Below are 19,425 nucleotides of genomic sequence, written 5' to 3'. Positions count from 1 at the left end.
TTTTAGCGAGGTTAACGTGGCTTTTCATATTCATGCCGCTCGTCTGCGGCTGTATCATTTACTCTTCGATCAAAACCGTCGCTCCGGCCGGCATTTTGAGGGATTCTGCGGCCTCTTTGCGCTGCTTAGCGTGCTGGTGATATTTATCGAGTCCGGATTGGGAACGCAATATCATCTGACGGTAGATGAATGGCATGTCTTTGTCTGGCTTGAGCTTATTGTCACCGCGGTTTTTACCTGCGAGTATATTCTGCGCATTATCAGTTGGCCGAATCCGCTAAAGTATATTTTCAGCTTTTGGGGAATTATTGATCTTGCCACTATCTTACCGCTCTACGTAATGTGGCTATGGCCTGAGATCAGTATTGAGTACGTGTTCGCCTGGCGGGCCATGCGCGCGATTCGCGCGCTGCGTATTCTTAAACTGCTGCGTTTTATGCCGTCGCTGAATATTTTCTGGACCGCCATCGTCAGCGCTCGCCACCAGTTGATCCTGTTCTACTCTTTTATTGCCATCGTGATGGTGATTTTTTGGCGCCCTGATGTATCTGGTTGAGGGGCCGCGATATGGGTTTACTACGCTGAATGCGTCGGTTTACTGGGCGATTGTGACGATAACCACGGTGGGATATGGCGACATCACGCCGCATACGCCGCTCGGGCGAATTCTGGCCTCCATCCTTATCTTAATCGGCTACTCAATTATTGCGATTCCCACCGGCTTAATTACCACCCATATGACCACGACCTTTCAGAATCGCCGTACTCAGCGCATATGTTCGAATTGTCAGCATGCAAATCATGAAAAAGACGCCCGCTACTGCAACGCCTGCGGCAGTAAACTACCCGAATAAATAAAAAAGCCTGCTCTGGTTAAACCCGGCAGGCTTATTCTGTATCGTTATTTACTTAAGAAAGATTTTATTCGCGCCACAGGATATGACAGAGCTTGTGGTCTTTTTCACGGCACAGCAGCACGCGCGCAAAAATATCGTTAATCTCGCCGCCATCTTCATCGGCCAGGCCAATGACCACTTCCGCGAAGAAGTCAGGGTTGAGGTTAAAATCGACGTGCTCTTCCCAGTCAGGCGCCGGGTCAAAGAGCTCAGCGCCGCCGCGTTCTTCAAACTGCAGATTGAACAGAATGACATCCGCCGGGTCGAGGTTGTCGACGGCCAGCTCGAGGAAAATGTCGTAAGCCTGTTCAAGCGTTTCATCTTCGGTCAGGCGATTGTTTAAATCCATATCCATGATTGCTACCCATTAAACATCTGATTGGCACGTTTTACAGCAACGGACTGAAGAAGTAAAACAGTCGCTCGGCGATCCGCTGCCACAGCGGACGTTTTAACCATAGCCTGGCGTCCAGCAGGCGCGAGCGGGAGATATAATCATCCTGCACCGCGGCCAGATCGCTGCCAAATCCGGCATCGTCAATCACCAGCGTAATCTCGAAGTTCAACCACAGGCTGCGCATGTCGAGGTTAACGGTGCCCACCAGGCTGAGCTCGCCGTCAACCAGCACGCTCTTGGTATGCAGCAGGCCGCCTTCAAACTGGTAGATCTTCACCCCGGCAGCCAGCAGTTCGGTAAAGAAGGCGCGGCTGGCCCAGCCCACCAGCAGCGAGTCGTTCTTGCGCGGCAGGATGATGCTGACATCGACGCCGCGCTGGGCGGCGGTGCAGATGGCATGCAGAAGATCGTCACTGGGCACAAAGTAGGGAGTCGTCATGATCAAATGCTCTTTGGCCGCGTAGGCGGCAGTGAGCAGAGCCTGATGGATCAAATCTTCCGGAAAGCCCGGGCCCGAGGCGATAGTGTGAATCGTGTGCCCGCTGGCCTCTTCGAACGGCATAATGTTCGCGTCCGGCGGCGGCGGTAAAATACGTTTACCGGTTTCAATCTCCCAGTCGCAGGAGTAGACAATGCCCATGGCTGTCGCTACAGGCCCTTCCATTCGCGCCATCAGATCGATCCACTGGCCAACGCCGGAGTCCTGCTTAAAGAAACGCGGATCAACCAGATTCATACTGCCAGTATAGGCAATATAGTTATCGATCATGACCATTTTACGGTGCTGACGCAGGTCCATACGGCGCAGGAAGACGCGCATCAGGTTGACCTTCAGCGCTTCGACGACTTCAATGCCGGCATTACGCATCATCGCGGCCCAGGGGCTGCGGAAAAAGGCCACGCTCCCGGCGGAGTCGAGCATCAGCCGGCAATGTACACCGCGTCTGGCCGCCGCCATTAATGATTCGGCGACCTGGTCGGCCATGCCGCCAGGCTGCCAGATATAGAACACCATCTCAATATTGTGCCGGGCGAGCTGGATATCGCGGATGAGCGCTTGCATGACGTCATCGGACTCGGTGAGCAGCTGGAGCTGGTTTCCTTTGACGCCACCAATTCCCTGACGGCGTTCGCAGAGTTTGAACAACGATTCGGCGACCGGGCTATTATCATCGGCAAAGATATGCTTGCAGGCTTTGAGATCTTTTAACCACTTGGCCGTCGAGGGCCACATGGCCCGCGCGCGCTCGGCGCGGCGTTTACCCAGATGCAGTTCGCCAAACGAGAGATAGGCGATAATTCCCACCAGCGGAAGAATATAAATGACAAGCAGCCAGGCCATCGCTGACGGGACCGCGCGTCTTTTCATTAATATCCGTAATGTTACACCGGCGATAAGTAGCCAGTAACCAAGTATAACCAGCCAGTTCACCACCGTGTAAAAGGTTGTCATAGATGAAAAATCCTTTTGAATGACTTGATGCCATGAGTTTACGCATCAACATCCATCTGGCAAATAAAAACGCAGCGAAAGCGTTGGTTAGCCAGATTCATCGGTCTATAATGCAGGCTGTTTTCACTCGTAGAGTAGTTGTAATGAAGCGTAGTAGAACGGAAGTAGGGCGCTGGCGCATGCTTCGGCAGGTGAGCCGCCGTAAAGCACGCTGGCTGGAAGGCCAGTCGCGTCGTAATATGCGCATCCTCGCCATCAGAAAAGAGCTGGTTAAGCGGCAACGACACTCTCTGCTGTTCACCTTCTCTGAGTTTTGAGAGTCGAAACAAAAGGCACCGCTCGCGGTGCCTCTGTTTTTTGCCAACATTTGGTTCTTTAGAATACTTTTTTATACGGTTTTACAGATACTTTCTGATAAACCCCTGCGGCGATATACGGATCGTCATTGGCCCATGATTGCGCCGCTTCCAGTGATTCAAATTCCGCAATCACCGTTGAGCCGGTGAAGCCCGCCGCGCCGGGTTCATTACTGTCGACTGCGGGCATTGGGCCGGCGGTCAGTAAACGACCTTCATCATGTAATAATTGCAAACGCGCCAGGTGGGCGGGACGTACCGACGTCCGTTTTTCCAGAGAGTCGGCGATATCTTCAGCGTAGATAACGTAAAGCACGGCATGGCTCCTTATCAATAAATTGGCGAATCACGTTAAGTGAAACCGTCGTTGACTGCAATGCAAAGATGCTCACGATCCCCAGAATGCCACGTCCCGGCGGCTTTTTGTCATAAATCAGGGCAAATTTTGATACAAGCCAACAACCCTAGTTGAATATGATTGCTATTTGCATTTAAAATCGGGGCATCATTTTTCAACAGAAACGACTATGAGCGCAATGACCTTTGATTTACCTCGCCGCTTTCCGTGGCCCACGCTACTGTCTGTGGTTATCCACGGCGGTGTTGTCGCGGCGCTGCTCTATACTTCGGTACATCAGGTTATTGAACGGCCGTCACCCTCACAGCCCATTGAGATTACTATGGTGGCCCCGGCAGATCTGGAACCGCCTCAGGCGGCTCAGCCGGTCGTTGAACCCATCGTTGAACCGGAACCAGAGCCGGAACCGGAAGTGATTCCTGAACCGCCAAAAGAGGTGCCGGTCGTTATCCATAAACCGAAACCTAAACCGAAGCCAAAGCCTAAACCGAAGCCGGAAAAAAAGGTTGAGCAACCGAAGCGTGATGTCAAACCGGCGGAAACGCGCCCGGCCTCGCCGTTTGAAAATACAAATACGGCGCCAGCGCGCACCGCGCCGAGCACCTCAACCGCGAACGCTAAACCGACCGTCACGGCGCCGACCGGACCGCGGGCGTTAAGCCGTGGAGAACCGAGCTATCCTGCTCGTGCGCAGGCGCTGCGCATTGAAGGGAATGTTCGGGTTAAGTTCGACGTCACGGCGGAAGGGCGCGTGGATAACGTGCAGATCCTCTCTGCCCAGCCGGCCAATATGTTTGAGCGTGAAGTGAAAAACGCTTTACGTAAATGGCGCTATGAACCGGGTAAACCAGGAACCGGCATTACCATGACCATTCAGTTCCGCCTGAAAGGCGTACAAATCAGCTAATCCGCATAAGCAAGGCCCCTTACGGGGCCTTATCCATGAACACGTCATCAAGCGCTTTCTGCGCCGTCACCAGATGTTGTCCGCCAAACAGAATTGCGCGATTCAGCAGCGTATAGAGCTGGTAGATGGGTTGCCGCTCAAGAAACCCGGACGGTAGCGGCGAAACGGATTGATAGCCATCATAGATTTGCGGCGGCTGTTCCGGATGCAGCGGGAGCATCGCCAGATCGCATTCGCGATCGCCCCAGTAGCAAGCGGGGTCGAAAATATAGGGTCCGTTTGGCCCAAGCGCGCAGTTACCGGACCATAAATCACCGTGGAGCAGCGACGGCTGCGGCTGATGATTGCTCAACCGCTGCTGAATAATATCAACAAGGCTATCGATATCGCCAAAATGCAGGCCTTTCTCGGCGGCGAGCTCGAGCTGCCAGCCGATGCGCTGTTCGGCAAAGAACGTGGACCAGCGACGCTGCCAGGCGTTCGGCTGGGGAGTCGTGGAAAGGTCATTGTCAAAATCCAGACCAAACTGCGGCTGATCGCTCCATTGATGCAAATGGGCGATTTGCTGGCCTAACAGGAAAGCGTTGTGCGCATCCAGCGGGCGAGGGGGGAGATATTCCATGACCAGAAAACTATAATCACGATCGCTGCCTACGGCAAAAACCTGCGGTACGTTCACGGTTTTACTTCGCGACAGCAGCTCAAGCTGGTCTGCCTCGGCCGTGAAGATGGGTAAAAGCTCACGTTCGTCGCATTTTACGAAGTAATCGCGTCCGCCAAAGCGTAAATGCCAGGCGGCGTGGATCTCTCCACCGGGTAGTTCGTTTCGCAGTTCGATTTCAGCTGCTTCGGTATGCAAATCGCTTAACAAATTGCTGATAGCTTGCCACATGCCGTCTCTCCCCATGTCTTCCAACATTTCATAAGGTTAGCGCATAACCCCGGCGTAAAATTCGAACTGACGCACAACTGAACGTTTTCCGTTGCGTCAATCGCACTTATTGAGCTTTTATCCACTCGCTGAATGTTGACACGGTGACGTCAACGGCTCTTCCCAGCGCGGTTTCGGCCAAACCCGCGCTTAACGCTTTAACTTCATCGGCATTCTGCATGGAAAGCAGGCCGAAGGTATTGGTGCCGAGCTCGTGGACGTTCCCTTCATCATCGTTTAAGACAAGGGTAAACCCGGCGCGAGTGAGATGATTACTGAGTTCGTTAATTTCCGTTAACGTCTCTTCGTGGAAACGAACCGTGACGACCCAGGCGGTAATTTCGCTACTCATTTTTCACCCCGTTGTTATCCATGGCATTTTTAGCATAGACCATCATGCTGATTTGGCGACTCCCTCCGTTTTGCCAGAGGGAGAGAAGGAGATTATAAACCGCGCAGATAATCGTAGATTTTTTGCGTATTTTCCTGCGAGCAAAGGCGGGTGCCCTGATTGATGGTGGCCGCGCTACCCGCCGCGACGCCAAAGCGAACCATATCTTCAAGCGAGGCATTTTCCGCCAGCCTTAAGGTCATCGCGCCAACCATGCTGTCACCGGCGCCGACGGTACTCTGGCTTTTCATCGGCGGCGGTACGACCTGAACGCTACCATCGGCGTCAACACCAAGCGCTCCCTGTGCTCCCAGGGAGACGACGACGCGCTGGACTTTGCCGGAACGAATTAACTCTTGCGCGGCGAGCCGCACATCATCCGGCTGGCTCAGATCCCGCTGGACCAGCGCGCTCAGCTCTTTCTGGTTCGGTTTAACCAGTTCAATATTGCCGACATCAAGCGCTGCGGCGAGAGCATCGCCGGAACTATCAACAATACAGCGCAATCCATGCCGCTGCGCGTTTTTCACCAGCTGCGTCAGGTTTTCGACGCTGATGCCCGGCGGCAGACTGCCGCTAATTACCAGCAGCGAGCCGGGGGCGATAGTGAGAACTTTTTCCTCAATGAGGCGGAGCTCATCCGCAGTTAATGCGGCGCCAGGCATCACGAAACGATATTGCTCGCCGCTGGCGTTCACATGAACGTGAAGATTCTGCCGCGTCCAGTCGTGAGTCTCTACCGTATCGACGGGAACGTGTTCATCAGTCAGCAGCGCTGTCAGGTGTTCACCCGTTGCGCCGCCGACGGGAAAGATAGCCGTGGCGCTGCCGCCAAGAAAAGTGATGGCTCGCGCCACGTTAATACCGCCGCCTCCGGGTTCAAATACGGGGGCGCTACAGCGTAGCTTGCCTTCCGGGTAAATTTGCGGGGTTTGCGTGGCGCTGTCGAGCGAGGGGGCTAACGTGAGCGTATAGATTTTGGTCATCCGGTTTCCTCCATAATACGAATTTAGCTGCTCTGATTTTAAGCATGGCACTTAAAGGAGGTAAGGGGAAGCGACGACTAGCTTATGCCCCGGTACCCCATTTTATCTTTATGAAATAAAAATTGTTTTGCGAAGCGTCTTATACAAAAAACGAAAGAGTAATTGATTGCTAAGTTAATCGTGCTTTTTTATAATTTACTCCCTTTCTTAGGACCGGCTATTAGCGATCCTCGCGAAAGCTCCCGGGACCCTCCTGGTCTCCTTATAGGTTGTACGGACTTAAAATTAAATGAAGCTTTTGAAGACAGTACCCGCAGCGGTGATGCTGGCGGGAGGGCTCTTTGCGTCTGCGTGCGCAATGGCCGATGATTCCGTTTTTACTGTCATGGATGACCCTTCTTCTGCAAAAAAACCTTTCGAAGGTACTGTTAACGCCGGTTATCTGGCGCAGTCCGGCAATACGAAAAGTTCCTCAATGACCGCCGACTCCACGTTGACCTGGTATGGCGATACCACCGCATGGTCGCTGTGGGGAAATGCCAGCAATACGTCGTCAAACGATCAGCGCTCTTCGGAAAAGTACGCGGTGGGCGGACGTAGCCGTTATAACCTGACCGACCAGAATTATCTTTTTGGTCAGGCGAGCTGGCTGACGGATCGTTACAATGGTTATCAGCAGCGTGATGTGTTCACCGCGGGTTATGGTCGTCAGATCATGAACGGCCCGGTACACAGCCTGCGTTTTGAATTTGGTCCTGGCGTACGCTATGACGAGTATACCGATGGTGATAATGATACTCAGCCGTTGGGCTATGCTTCCGGTACCTACGCCTGGCAGATGACCGATAACGCCAAATTTACCCAAGGCGTCTCGGTATTCGGCGCTGAAGATACGACGCTGAACTCTGAAAGTGCGTTAAACGTTGCGATTAACGCGCACTTTGCCCTCAAAGTAGCCTATAACCTGACGTGGAACTCTGAACCGCCGTCATCGGCGCCGGAACATACCGATCGCCGCACCACGCTATCGCTCGGTTATAAAATGTAATATTTTCAGGCCGGATATTCCGGCCTGATTGTTTTAAATTTAGCAATAAGTGGCATTATTATTTTTGGTCTCTTGTTTTGTTTTTTATAAAAAGAAATGGTCTCCATAATTTCCTCATAATTGCTATTTTGCTGACAAATATGCAGTCAATTTGACACGAAAAGATAAATATTGGGTCGGACAAAAATGTGATCTGGATCTATACTGTTCAACACAGGCGGAGATAACGAATCCGTTCTATTATCTGCAACAAATAAGAGAATGACTATCATGAGAAATAGCAAAATCGCACTCGCGGCCGTGATGCTGTGCACGCTGTCTTTTGGCGCATTTGCCGCCGCTCCCGCACCGCAGCCGGGTAATCACGATCGTACGCCAGTGGGCATTGCCAAAGCGACCGATGTCGAAGCGGGCTCCAACATTGCTCCGGGCTCACAATCAACCGGACAGTCAATGAACGACGCGTTTGATGTTCATAAACTTGTCGCCGGCGAATGGTCCTGATATTTAAACACCATTCATAACTTCTCTTTTATTATTTCGTCAAGCAGTAAACCGGGTAATGCTGTACCGGTTTCGCTTTCAGCGTTTGGTGTTAAATCGTCATAATTTATGTGAAATCATAAATATTCTATATGCGTCATATCGCGCTGTCGTCGTTTCTTCCGATCTATCGCTGAAGCAATTATGCAGCGTTTGTTACGCCGCCCCCTTTTTTTTCCATCAACAATAACCATTTAGTCTTATGTGACTTTTATCACGCACTAATGATGTGTAAACTAACCCTCGGTGTTATCAACAGGCGGCTGCAGGTGGGGACGTGTCGGTGAACGAGCGTGCACATATTTTCGCAGAGTGAAGCGGGAACTGGGTCTGAACTTGTTGATAATTATGATTATATTGTTTTGTATGTGCTCTTTCGTGCGGGGCACCACTGCAAATAAGGACATGAAATGCCTGTAATTACGCTTCCTGATGGCAGCCAACGCCATTTTGATCACGCTGTGAGCCCGATGGACGTCGCTCTGGATATTGGCCCCGGTCTGGCGAAAGCCACTATCGCTGGTCGTGTCAACGGCGAGCTGGTTGACGCCTGTGACTTAATTGAAAACGACGCAACGCTCTCTATCATCACCGCGAAAGATGAAGATGGTCTTGAGATTATTCGTCACTCCTGTGCGCACCTTTTGGGGCATGCGATTAAACAGCTGTGGCCAAATACCAAAATGGCGATCGGCCCGGTTGTCGACAATGGTTTCTACTACGATGTCGATCTGGACCATACCCTGACCCAGGAAGATATCGACGCGCTCGAAAAACGTATGCATGAGCTCGCCGAGAAAAACTACGACGTTATTAAGAAGAAAGTCAGCTGGCACGAAGCGCGTGAAACCTTTGTGAAGCGTGGCGAGAGCTATAAAGTCTCTATTCTTGATGAAAACATTGCTCATGATGACAAGCCTGGCTTGTATCATCACGAAGAATATGTCGACATGTGCCGTGGGCCGCATGTGCCGAATATGCGTTTCTGCCATCACTTCAAACTGATGAAGACCGCTGGCGCCTACTGGCGCGGCGATAGCAACAATAAAATGCTGCAGCGCATCTACGGTACCGCCTGGGCAGATAAAAAAGCGCTGAATGCCTATCTGCAGCGCCTGGAAGAAGCCGCTAAGCGCGATCACCGTAAAATTGGTAAGCAGCTCGACCTGTATCATATGCAGGAAGAGGCGCCGGGTATGGTGTTCTGGCATAATGACGGATGGACTATCTTCCGCGAACTGGAAACTTTTGTGCGTTCTAAGCTGAAAGAGTACCAGTATCAGGAAGTTAAAGGCCCGTTTATGATGGACCGTGTGCTGTGGGAAAAAACCGGCCACTGGGACAACTATAAAGATGCGATGTTTACCACTTCTTCCGAGAACCGTGAATACTGCATCAAGCCGATGAACTGCCCGGGTCACGTGCAGATCTTCAACCAGGGCCTGAAATCCTACCGCGATCTGCCATTACGTATGGCTGAATTCGGTAGCTGCCATCGCAATGAGCCGTCAGGCGCGCTGCATGGCCTGATGCGCGTACGCGGGTTTACTCAGGACGATGCCCATATTTTCTGTACTGAAGATCAGGTTCGTGATGAAGTTAACGCCTGTATTCGTATGGTCTACGATATGTACAGCACCTTCGGCTTCGAGAAAATCGTCGTCAAGCTGTCAACTCGCCCGGAAAAACGCATCGGTAGTGATGAGACATGGGATCGTGCTGAAGCGGATCTGGCGGTGGCGCTGGAAGAGAACAATATCCCGTTTGAATATCAACTGGGTGAAGGCGCCTTCTACGGTCCGAAAATTGAATTTACCCTGTATGACTGCCTCGATCGTGCATGGCAGTGCGGTACTGTACAGCTGGACTTCTCCCTGCCGCAGCGTTTAAGCGCCTCCTATGTTGGCGAAAATAACGAACGACAGGTACCGGTAATGATTCACCGTGCGATTCTTGGTTCGCTGGAGCGCTTTATTGGCATCCTGACCGAAGAGTTTGCCGGCTTCTTCCCAAGCTGGCTTGCGCCAGTGCAGGTTGTGATCATGAATATTACTGATTCTCAGGCTGAATACGTTAACGAATTGACGCGTAAACTACAAAATGCGGGCATTCGCGTAAAAGCAGACTTGAGAAATGAGAAGATAGGCTTTAAAATCCGCGAGCACACTTTACGTCGTGTCCCTTACATGTTGGTCTGTGGCGACAAAGAGGTAGAAGCTGGCAAAGTTGCCGTGCGTACCCGTCGTGGCAAAGACTTGGGCAGCCTGGACGTAAATGAAGTTATCGAGAAGCTGCAACAAGAGATTCGCAGCCGCAGTCTAAAACAACTGGAGGAATAAGGTATTAAAGGCGGAAAACGAGTTCAAACGGCACGTCCGAATCGTATCAATGGCGAGATTCGCGCCCTGGAAGTTCGCTTAACAGGTCTGGAAGGCGAAGCTTTGGGTATTGTGAGTCTGAGAGAAGCTATCGAAAAAGCTGAAGAAGCTGGAGTAGATTTAGTTGAAATCAGCCCTAACGCCGAACCGCCAGTTTGTCGTATCATGGACTACGGCAAGTTCCTTTATGAAAAGAGCAAGTCTTCTAAGGAACAGAAGAAAAAGCAAAAAGTTATTCAGGTCAAGGAAATCAAATTCCGACCTGGCACCGATGATGGCGACTACCAGGTAAAACTCCGCAGCCTGGTTCGCTTTCTGGAAGAGGGTGATAAAGCTAAGATCACGCTGCGTTTCCGCGGCCGTGAGATGGCTCACCAGCAGATCGGGATGGAAGTGCTTACCCGCGTCCGTGACGATCTGAGTGAACTGGCAGTAGTCGAATCCTTCCCAACGAAGATCGAAGGCCGCCAGATGATCATGGTGCTCGCTCCTAAGAAGAAACAGTAAGGCCTTCAAGTAGCAATGTCTGTGGAGCCTTTAGGTTCCGCAGCTGTTGTTCGCCTATGTTTCGTTTATTAACAATGCGAAGTGGAAGTTATTAAAATGCCAAAAATTAAGACCGTACGCGGTGCTGCTAAGCGCTTCAAAAAAACCGGTAAAGGTGGTTTTAAGCACAAGCACGCTAACCTGCGTCACATTCTGACCAAAAAAGCTACTAAGCGTAAACGTCACCTGCGTCCGAAAGCCATGGTTTCCAAAGGCGATCTGGGCCTGGTCATCGCGTGCCTGCCGTACGCATAAGTCGTTAACCCTTTTAACTTTTTAATTAGAATAGATACAGGAGAGCACATATGGCTCGCGTAAAACGTGGTGTAGTTGCCCGTGCACGTCACAAGAAAATTTTGAAACAAGCTAAAGGCTACTACGGTGCGCGTTCTCGCGTATACCGCGTTGCCTTCCAGGCTGTTATCAAAGCTGGTCAGTACGCTTATCGTGACCGTCGTCAGAAAAAGCGTCAGTTCCGTCAACTGTGGATTGCGCGTATCAACGCAGCAGCACGTCAGAACGGTATTTCTTACAGCAAATTCATCAACGGCCTGAAAAAAGCCTCTGTTGAAATCGACCGTAAGATCCTGGCTGACATCGCAGTATTCGACAAATTAGCGTTCACCGCGCTGGTCGAAAAAGCGAAAGCAGCTCTGGCATAAGCCAGTTGAAAGAGGGAGCTAGTCTCCCTCTTTTCGTTTCAAGACTATCAATACATTGACTTTTATCCGCGTAAGCATTTCAATATCGGTCTTACGTTTTTTACCAGACAAGGTAATGCAAGCATGAATGCTGCTATTTTCCGCTTCTTTTTTTACTTTAGCACCTGAACTCAGGAGGCTAGCGCGTGAAAGAAGAAACGGAAAACAGCGCCAAAAAGCCTCCCCCTGTGGAGGCTTTTTTTGTATCTGAACTGGCTCGTTCTATTTCAAGCTCCAGACGCGTGGGTTGACCTGAATCATTCGGTCAACTGAAGGAGTACCTACGGTCTGCGGCTCGAAATAGTGAGAGCAAAATAATAACCATAACCGGTGTCTGCACCGACATAATGAGGAAAACCATGTCACATCTCGCAGAGCTGGTTGCCAGTGCGAAGGCAGCCATTAACGAGGCATCAGATGTTGCTGCGCTGGACAACGTCCGCGTGGAATACCTGGGTAAAAAAGGGCTTCTGACCCTTCAGATGACGACCCTGCGCGAGCTGCCTGCTGAAGAGCGCCCGGCAGCCGGCGCGGTTATCAACGAAGCCAAAGAGCAGGTCCAGCAGGCGCTTAACGCGCGTAAGACCGAGCTCGAAAGCGCAGCGCTTAACGCGCGCCTGGCCTCGGAAACCATTGATGTCTCTCTGCCGGGACGTCGTATTGAGAACGGCGGACTGCACCCGGTTACCCGCACCATCGACCGTATCGAAAGTTTCTTCGGTGAGCTCGGCTTTACCGTCGCGACCGGCCCGGAAATCGAAGATGACTACCACAACTTCGATGCGCTGAATATCCCTGGCCACCATCCGGCACGCGCTGACCACGACACTTTCTGGTTCGATGCGACGCGCCTCCTGCGTACGCAAACTTCAGGTGTGCAGATCCGTACCATGGCTAACCAGCAGCCGCCGATCCGCATTATTGCGCCAGGCCGCGTGTATCGTAACGACTACGATCAGACCCACACCCCAATGTTCCATCAGATGGAAGGCCTGATCGTTGATACCAACATCAGCTTTACCAATCTGAAGGGAACGCTGCACGATTTCCTGCGTAACTTCTTTGAAGAAGATCTGCAGATTCGTTTTCGTCCGTCCTATTTCCCGTTCACCGAGCCCTCTGCGGAAGTTGACGTCATGGGCAAAAACGGCAAATGGCTGGAAGTGCTCGGCTGCGGTATGGTGCATCCAAACGTACTGCGCAACGTGGGTATCGATCCGGAAATCTATTCCGGCTTTGCCTTCGGCATGGGCATGGAGCGTCTGACCATGCTGCGCTACGGCGTGACCGACTTACGCGCGTTCTTCGAAAACGATCTGCGTTTCCTCAAACAGTTTAAATAAGGGCAGGACAGAACAATGAAATTCAGTGAACTGTGGTTACGCGAGTGGGTTAACCCAGCTATCGATAGCGAAGCGCTGTCGGAACAGATAACGATGGCCGGGCTTGAGGTTGACGGCGTTGAGCCGGTCGCGGGCAGCTTCAACGGCGTTGTTGTTGGCGAAGTGGTCGAGTGCGCTCAGCACCCTAATGCCGACAAACTGCGCGTGACAAAAATCAACGTCGGCGGCGAACGTCTGCTGGATATCGTCTGCGGCGCGCCGAACTGCCGTCAGGGCCTGAAGGTTGCCGTGGCGACCATCGGCGCCGTCCTGCCGGGCGATTTTAAAATTAAAGCGGCAAAGCTGCGCGGTGAGCCGTCGGAAGGCATGCTGTGCTCCTTCTCCGAACTGGGTATTTCCGACGATCACAGCGGCATTATTGAACTGCCCGCCGATGCGCCGTTGGGTACCGATATCCGTGAATATCTGAAGCTCGACGATAACACTATCGAAATCAGCGTCACGCCGAACCGTGCCGACTGTCTCGGTATTATCGGCGTGGCCCGTGATGTCGCCGTGCTCAACAAGGCGCCGTTGAATGTCCCGGAAATGCCCCCGGTAGCCGCCACCGTCAATGACGTTCTGCCAATCCAGGTCGATGCGCCGGAAGCGTGTCCGCGCTATCTGGGGCGCGTGGTAAAAGGCATTAATGTCAAAGCGCCGACCCCATTATGGATGAAAGAGAAGCTGCGCCGCTGCGGTATTCGCTCCATCGATGCGGTGGTTGACGTGACCAACTACGTCCTGCTCGAGCTGGGCCAGCCGATGCACGCCTTCGATAAAGACCGCATTGAAGGCGGAATTGTCGTGCGTATGGCGCATGAAGGAGAAACCCTGGTCCTGCTGGACGGCTCCGAGGCTAAGCTGGATACCGATACTCTGGTGATTGCTGACCATCAGAAAGCTCTGGCCATGGGGGGAATTTTCGGCGGCGAGCACTCCGGCGTAAACGATGAAACGCAAAACGTTCTGCTGGAATGCGCGTTCTTTAGCCCGCTGTCCATTACCGGGCGCGCCCGCCGTCATGGCCTGCATACCGATGCTTCCCACCGCTACGAGCGCGGCGTGGACTCCTCGTTGCAGTATCAGGCGATGGAGCGTGCGACCCGCCTGCTGATGGATATTTGCGGCGGCGAAGCTGGCCCGATCATTGACGTCACCAACGAAGCGACCCTGCCGAAGCCTGCGACCATCCAGCTTCGCCGCAGCAAGTTGGATCGTCTGATTGGTCACCACGTTGAGGATGCGCAGGTTAGCGATATTCTGCGTCGTCTGGGCTGTGACGTCACCGAAGGCCAGGACGAGTGGCAAGCCGTCGCGCCGAGCTGGCGTTTCGATATTGCCATCGAAGAGGACCTGGTCGAAGAAGTCGCCCGCGTCTATGGTTATAACAATATTCCTGACGAACCGGTGCAAGCGGGCCTGATCATGGGCACCCACCGCGAAGCGGATCTGTCGCTTAAGCGCGTGAAAACGCTGCTCAACGACAAAGGCTATCAGGAAGTGATTACCTACAGCTTCGTTGATCCGAAAGTACAGCAGTGGATCCACCCCGGCGAAGAAGCGCTGATTCTGCCGAGCCCGATCTCCAGCGAAATGTCGGCGATGCGCCTGTCATTGTGGACCGGCCTGTTAGGGACGGTGGTCTACAACCAGAACCGTCAGCAGAGCCGCGTACGCATCTTTGAGAGCGGTTTACGCTTTGTTCCTGATACTCAGGCTCCGCTGGGCATTCGTCAGGATGTGATGCTGGCCGGCGTGATTTGCGGTAACCGTTATGAAGAACACTGGAACCTGGCAAAAGAAACCGTCGATTTCTATGATTTAAAAGGCGATCTGGAGTCGGTCCTCGACCTCACCGGCAAGCTGTCCGACATCGAATTCCGCATCGAAGCCAATAATGCGCTTCATCCGGGTCAGTCGGCGGCGATTTATCTGAAAGGTGAACGTATTGGTTTTATTGGGGTTGTTCATCCTGAGCTGGAACGTAAGCTGGATCTGAACGGTCGCACGTTGGTCTTTGAACTGGAGTGGAGCAAGCTTGCAGACCGCGTGGTGCCTCAGGCGCGTGAAGTTTCTCGCTTCCCGGCGAACCGTCGCGACATCGCCGTCGTTGTGGCAGAAAACGTTCCCGCTGCCGATGTTTTAGCCGAGTGTAAGAAAGTTGGCGTAAATCAGGTAGTTGGCGTAAACTTATTTGACGTGTACCGCGGCAAGGGCGTAGCAGAGGGTTTCAAGAGCCTCGCTATCAGCCTTATCCTCCAGGATACCAGCCGTACACTCGAAGAAGAGGAGATTGCCGCTACCGTCGCCAAATGTGTAGAGGCATTGAAAGAGCGATTCCAGGCATCATTGAGGGATTGAACCTATGGCGCTTACAAAAGCTGAAATGTCAGAATATCTGTTTGATAAGCTTGGGCTTAGCAAGCGGGATGCCAAAGAGCTGGTAGAGTTATTTTTCGAAGAGGTCCGTCGCGCTCTGGAAAACGGAGAGCAGGTAAAACTCTCCGGGTTCGGCAATTTCGATTTGCGAGATAAGAACCAACGCCCGGGCCGTAACCCGAAAACGGGAGAGGATATCCCTATTACAGCCCGGCGAGTGGTGACTTTCAGACCTGGCCAGAAGCTAAAAAGCCGTGTCGAAAATGCGTCACCCAGAGATAAGTAATCTGAACTAACTAAAAAGGCCGCTATGCGGCCTTTTTTCTTTTCCTGGCCGAATACCGTAAAATCAACCACATCCTTTTTCTCGATTCAGAAATCTATGCTGACCTTTGCTCAAATTCAACGGCGCCGGAACCGGCGCTGGCTTGCGGTATTAACGTTGCTGCTGCTGGTCACGTCGACCATCAGCCTGTGCGCCGGCGATCAGTGGATTGGCCCCGGAGAATGGTTTAGCGCCAAAGGTGAGCTGTTTATCTGGCAGATTCGTCTGCCGCGCACCCTGGCCGTCCTGCTGGTGGGGGCCGCGCTGGCGCTGTCCGGGGCGATTATGCAGGCGCTGTTTGAAAATCCGCTGGCGGAGCCTGGGCTGCTAGGGGTATCAAACGGGGCTGGGGTTGGCCTGATAGCTGCCGTCTTGCTGGGAAAAGGCATGCTTCCAGGCTGGGCGCTCGGGCTATGCGCGATTGCTGGCGCGCTGGTTATTACCTTTATTTTACTGCGTTTTGCCCGGCGGCATCTCTCAACCAGTCGCCTGCTGCTGGCGGGGGTCGCGCTCGGCATCATTTGTAGCGCCCTGATGACCTGGGCGGTCTATTTCTCCACCTCTTTCGATCTCCGCCAACTGATGTACTGGATGATGGGCGGCTTTGGCGGCGTGGACTGGCAGCAGCTGTGGCTGATGCTGGCGCTTCTGCCGGTGCTGGCCTGGGTGTGTCTGCAATCGCAGCCGCTCAATCTGTTAGCGCTGGGGGAGGTTTCCGCACGTCAGCTGGGGTTGCCGCTATGGCTATGGCGTAAAGTGCTGGTGGTCGCTACCGGTTGGCTGGTGGGCGTCAGCGTGGCGCTGGCGGGAGCGATTGGCTTTATCGGTCTGGTTATTCCGCATATTTTGCGGCTATGTGGTTTGAGCGATCACCGCGCGCTGCTTCCGGCCTGTCTGTTAGCGGGAGCCAGCGCTCTGCTGGGGGCGGATATCGTCGCGCGTCTGGCGCTCTCGGCGGCGGAATTGCCGATTGGCGTGGTCACCGCCACCCTGGGTGCGCCGGTGTTCATCTGGTTATTATTAAAATCAGGCCGCCCGCAGTGACGGGCGGCCGTAAGCGGTGGCTAATTACCAGCCCTTAATCGCATCGCCTTTGTAGACTTCCGCTGCCTTGTCGGCAACCGCTTGAGTCTGGAAGGCCTCTTTCAGCTCCTGAACCTTTTTGCTGTCTTTATTCTCTTCGCGTGAAACGATGGCGTTGACGTACGGCGAGTCCGGACCTTCCATAAATAAACCATCGCGGGCGGCCGACAGGCCGGCCTGGGCAGAGAAGTTGGTGTTAATAATCGACAGGGCGACATTCGGGTCGTCAAGGGTACGGGTCAGCTGCGGCGTGTCGACTTCGACGATTTTTAGCTGTTTAGGATTGTCGATAATATCCAGCGTTGTAGGCAGATAGCCTGTCCCTTCTTTTAGCTTGATTAAACCTTGCGCCTGCAGCAGCAGCAGGCTGCGACCCAGGGTTGTGGTTTCGTTAGAAATGGAAATCGTCGCGCCGTCAGGCAGTTCGCTGATATTTTTGATTTTCTTCGAGTAGGCGGCGATCGGGAAAACGAAGGTTTTACCGACAATCGCAAACTTATAGCCGCGCTCTTTTGATTGCGCCTCAAGGTAAGGCAGCGTCTGGAAGGCGTTAGCATCGACGTCTTTATTGTTCAGCGCTTCGTTCGGCAGTACGTAATCATTAAATGAGATAACCTCCACGTCGAGGTTATATTTCTCTTTGGCCACCTGTTCTACGACTTTCCAGATAGCCTCATCCGGCCCGGTATTAATGGCGACTTTGATCTTATTATCTTCATCCGGTGAGCAGGCCGCCAGCAGCGCGACGGAGGCCGCAATTAACACCGTGCTAAACATCTTCTTCATCAATAAAACTCTCTTAAATTAACAATTAACGAAATGCTATTACATCCATTCATCACTGTACACTGAATTGCGTGCTCCCGGTGTTGAGATGAATTCATGTTGTGTGGCCTGTTACATCAAGAGACACTCCCGGGGGATTCAAAGTAGAATGACCCGGTCTGAATCCGCTACAGTAGATAGGGATCACCTGAAGCAGAAACCGGTTTATTCACTGAGGGAAGGCTATGCAACACGATATTCTCAATACTGAAGTCACCACCATCGATGGTGAAACCACAACGCTTGCCCCATGGGCGGGCAAAGTGCTGCTGATCGTTAACGTTGCTTCAAAATGCGGCCTGACGCCGCAGTATGAGCAGCTGGAAGCGCTGCAAAAAGCGTTCGAAAGCGAAGGTTTTAGCGTGCTGGGCTTCCCGTGCAACCAGTTCCTGGGGCAGGAGCCGGGCAGCGAAGAAGAGATTAAAACCTTCTGTAGCACCACCTACGGCGTCACTTTCCCGATGTTCAGCAAAATTGACGTCAACGGCGAGCATCGCGCGCCTCTATATCAGAAGCTGGTTGATGCCGCCCCGCAGGCCGTCGCGCCGGAAGGCAGCGGTTTTTATGAGCGCATGGCCAGTAAAGGCAGGGCGCCGCTGTATGTCGATGATATTCTATGGAACTTTGAAAAATTCCTCATTGGCCGGGACGGACAGGTTATCGGTCGTTTCTCACCGGATATGACGCCGGATGACCCCCAACTGGTGGCCGCCATTAAAGGAGCTTTAGCGAAATAATGCCGTTTTTGATGCAGCTACAGGACGTAGAAGAGGCGGGGCGGCTGGCGCCGTTTTCAGCGGATATCCGGCCGGGAGAGATTATTCATCTGGTGGGGCCAAACGGCGCGGGGAAAAGCACGCTGCTGGCGCGTATGGCGGGACTTTCTACCGGACCGGGGCGGGTCAAACTGAATGAACGCCCTCTGAAGGATTGGCCTGCTCAGGAGCTGGCGCGTCATCGGGCCTATTTAAGCCAACACCAGATGCCGCCTTTCGCGATGCCGGTCTGGCATTATCTGTCGCTGCATCTGCATAACGACGCGCAAAACGCCCTGCTGACGGCTATCGCGGAGAAACTGGGCTTAGGCGATAAGCTTGGGCGCCAGGTGAATCACATCTCTGGTGGGGAGTGGCAGCGCGTGCGGCTGGCGGCGGTAATACTGCAGATTCATCGGCAGGCTAATCCGGTCGGGCAATTGCTCTTGCTGGATGAACCAATGAACAGCCTGGACGTGGCGCAGCAGTCCGCGCTCGATCGCGTATTAAATGAGCTCTGCGCATCCGGGGTTGCTATTGTGATGAGCAGCCACGACCTTAATCATACCCTCCGGCATGCCCATCGCGCCTGGCTTATCTGCCGGGGGAAAACCATCGCCTGCGGTAGTACCGCTGAAGTCCTTAACGAAGAAAACTTAACCGCCGCCTACGCCATGGACTTCCAGAGAGTCGAGGTGGCTGGTCATCTTATGCTCGTTCCGTCACAGTAGCACGCAGTCAGCTTGCCAGCGAATTGATAAACAAGCTAAATTATTCTGCTA

The 19,425-nt window shown here is 53.0% G+C and carries 22 protein-coding genes, 1 pseudogene and 1 other annotated feature; of the genes and pseudogenes, 16 read left to right on the top strand and 7 right to left on the bottom strand.

Annotated elements, in window-relative coordinates; translation table 11 throughout:
* Positions 1-16 precede the first annotated feature (16 nt).
* Positions 17-854: pseudogene (locus BWI76_RS17215) on the top strand (ion transporter).
* Between the two features lie 67 nt (positions 855-921).
* On the opposite strand, the gene BWI76_RS17210 reads toward BWI76_RS17215, so the two are convergent.
* Complete coding sequence (locus tag BWI76_RS17210; RefSeq protein ID WP_004134047.1) at positions 922-1,251, bottom strand: HI1450 family dsDNA-mimic protein; 330 nt, start codon at positions 1,249-1,251, stop codon at positions 922-924.
* Positions 1,252-1,285: 34 nt separating this feature from the next.
* Positions 1,286-2,746 carry a cardiolipin synthase gene (cls, locus tag BWI76_RS17205; RefSeq protein WP_004134054.1) on the bottom strand — a complete coding sequence of 487 codons (1,461 nt, stop codon included), beginning with the start codon at positions 2,744-2,746 and terminating at the stop codon, positions 1,286-1,288.
* A gap of 143 nt (positions 2,747-2,889) precedes the next feature.
* On the opposite strand from cls, the gene BWI76_RS28175 reads away from it, so the two are divergent.
* On the top strand, positions 2,890-3,063 hold the full coding sequence (locus tag BWI76_RS28175; RefSeq protein WP_004121687.1) for a YciY family protein: 174 nt from the start codon (positions 2,890-2,892) through the stop codon (positions 3,061-3,063).
* Between the two features lie 58 nt (positions 3,064-3,121).
* Here the strand turns inward: BWI76_RS28175 and BWI76_RS17195 are convergent, their stop codons facing one another.
* Positions 3,122-3,418: a YciI family protein gene (locus BWI76_RS17195; protein ID WP_004103089.1), complete on the bottom strand. Its 297-nt coding sequence runs from the start codon at positions 3,416-3,418 to the stop codon at positions 3,122-3,124.
* Between the two features lie 220 nt (positions 3,419-3,638).
* Between BWI76_RS17195 and tonB the strand changes: the two genes are divergently transcribed.
* Complete coding sequence (tonB, locus tag BWI76_RS17190) at positions 3,639-4,367, top strand: TonB system transport protein TonB (protein WP_196406253.1); 729 nt, start codon at positions 3,639-3,641, stop codon at positions 4,365-4,367.
* Between the two features lie 19 nt (positions 4,368-4,386).
* Here the strand turns inward: tonB and BWI76_RS17185 are convergent, their stop codons facing one another.
* The 3 genes from BWI76_RS17185 to pfkB form a co-directional block, all read right to left on the bottom strand.
* A complete protein-coding gene (locus BWI76_RS17185) occupies positions 4,387-5,259 on the bottom strand; it encodes a fructosamine kinase family protein (protein WP_024357879.1) in 873 nt (290 codons plus the stop codon).
* A 106-nt stretch (positions 5,260-5,365) separates the two neighbouring features.
* Entirely contained in the window at positions 5,366-5,650 is a 285-nt protein-coding gene (ghoS, locus tag BWI76_RS17180) for a type V toxin-antitoxin system endoribonuclease antitoxin GhoS (RefSeq protein ID WP_004134059.1), read from the bottom strand.
* Between the two features lie 92 nt (positions 5,651-5,742).
* Positions 5,743-6,675: a 6-phosphofructokinase II gene (gene pfkB, locus BWI76_RS17175; RefSeq protein WP_024357880.1), complete on the bottom strand. Its 933-nt coding sequence runs from the start codon at positions 6,673-6,675 to the stop codon at positions 5,743-5,745.
* A 289-nt stretch (positions 6,676-6,964) separates the two neighbouring features.
* On the opposite strand from pfkB, the gene BWI76_RS17170 reads away from it, so the two are divergent.
* The 11 genes from BWI76_RS17170 (at position 6,965) to btuC (ending at position 17,024) form a co-directional block, all read left to right on the top strand.
* A complete protein-coding gene (locus BWI76_RS17170) occupies positions 6,965-7,723 on the top strand; it encodes a YdiY family protein (protein ID WP_004121674.1) in 759 nt (252 codons plus the stop codon).
* A gap of 270 nt (positions 7,724-7,993) precedes the next feature.
* Complete coding sequence (locus BWI76_RS17165; protein ID WP_004134060.1) at positions 7,994-8,227, top strand: hypothetical protein; 234 nt, start codon at positions 7,994-7,996, stop codon at positions 8,225-8,227.
* Between the two features lie 449 nt (positions 8,228-8,676).
* The gene (thrS, locus tag BWI76_RS17150; protein ID WP_024357882.1) at positions 8,677-10,605 is read left to right on the top strand and encodes a threonine--tRNA ligase; all 1,929 of its coding nucleotides are present in this window, start codon (positions 8,677-8,679) and stop codon (positions 10,603-10,605) included.
* A 3-nt stretch (positions 10,606-10,608) separates the two neighbouring features.
* Positions 10,609-11,151 carry a translation initiation factor IF-3 gene (infC, locus tag BWI76_RS17145; RefSeq protein ID WP_071830666.1) on the top strand — a complete coding sequence of 181 codons (543 nt, stop codon included), beginning with the start codon at positions 10,609-10,611 and terminating at the stop codon, positions 11,149-11,151.
* A gap of 96 nt (positions 11,152-11,247) precedes the next feature.
* A complete protein-coding gene (rpmI, locus tag BWI76_RS17140; protein WP_001124225.1) occupies positions 11,248-11,445 on the top strand; it encodes a 50S ribosomal protein L35 in 198 nt (65 codons plus the stop codon).
* 50 nt (positions 11,446-11,495) lie between these two features.
* Positions 11,496-11,852: a 50S ribosomal protein L20 gene (gene rplT / locus BWI76_RS17135; protein ID WP_004102963.1), complete on the top strand. Its 357-nt coding sequence runs from the start codon at positions 11,496-11,498 to the stop codon at positions 11,850-11,852.
* A gap of 118 nt (positions 11,853-11,970) precedes the next feature.
* Positions 11,971-12,096: a sequence feature (Phe leader region), on the top strand.
* Positions 11,976-12,020, top strand: a complete 45-nt coding sequence (gene pheM, locus BWI76_RS28170; RefSeq protein ID WP_001386830.1) for a pheST operon leader peptide PheM — start codon at positions 11,976-11,978, stop codon at positions 12,018-12,020. It overlaps the preceding feature by 45 nt.
* Positions 12,097-12,250: 154 nt before the next feature.
* The gene (gene pheS / locus BWI76_RS17125) at positions 12,251-13,234 is read left to right on the top strand and encodes a phenylalanine--tRNA ligase subunit alpha (protein WP_004134066.1); all 984 of its coding nucleotides are present in this window, start codon (positions 12,251-12,253) and stop codon (positions 13,232-13,234) included.
* A 15-nt stretch (positions 13,235-13,249) separates the two neighbouring features.
* Positions 13,250-15,637 (top strand): phenylalanine--tRNA ligase subunit beta, encoded by a 2,388-nt coding sequence (pheT, locus tag BWI76_RS17120; protein WP_004134068.1) that lies wholly within the window; start codon positions 13,250-13,252, stop codon positions 15,635-15,637.
* Between the two features lie 4 nt (positions 15,638-15,641).
* Positions 15,642-15,941, top strand: a complete 300-nt coding sequence (gene ihfA, locus BWI76_RS17115; RefSeq protein ID WP_004102960.1) for an integration host factor subunit alpha — start codon at positions 15,642-15,644, stop codon at positions 15,939-15,941.
* Between the two features lie 96 nt (positions 15,942-16,037).
* Entirely contained in the window at positions 16,038-17,024 is a 987-nt protein-coding gene (gene btuC, locus BWI76_RS17110) for a vitamin B12 ABC transporter permease BtuC (protein WP_004134071.1), read from the top strand.
* Between the two features lie 24 nt (positions 17,025-17,048).
* Here the strand turns inward: btuC and BWI76_RS17105 are convergent, their stop codons facing one another.
* Entirely contained in the window at positions 17,049-17,849 is an 801-nt protein-coding gene (locus BWI76_RS17105) for a MetQ/NlpA family ABC transporter substrate-binding protein (RefSeq protein ID WP_004119129.1), read from the bottom strand.
* Between the two features lie 224 nt (positions 17,850-18,073).
* Here BWI76_RS17105 and BWI76_RS17100 point away from each other — a divergent pair, with 224 nt between their 5' ends.
* Complete coding sequence (locus BWI76_RS17100) at positions 18,074-18,625, top strand: glutathione peroxidase (protein WP_004134072.1); 552 nt, start codon at positions 18,074-18,076, stop codon at positions 18,623-18,625.
* Entirely contained in the window at positions 18,625-19,374 is a 750-nt protein-coding gene (gene btuD, locus BWI76_RS17095; RefSeq protein WP_049088741.1) for a vitamin B12 ABC transporter ATP-binding protein BtuD, read from the top strand. Before BWI76_RS17100 ends, btuD begins: the two co-directional genes overlap by 1 nt.
* Positions 19,375-19,425 lie beyond the last annotated feature (51 nt).

Source organism: Klebsiella sp. M5al (assembly GCF_002090195.1).
GTDB classification, from domain to species: Bacteria; Pseudomonadota; Gammaproteobacteria; order Enterobacterales; family Enterobacteriaceae; genus Klebsiella; species Klebsiella grimontii.
Note: the sequence above shows the minus strand (reverse complement) of the source record. Positions and strands in the feature narration are given on the sequence as shown.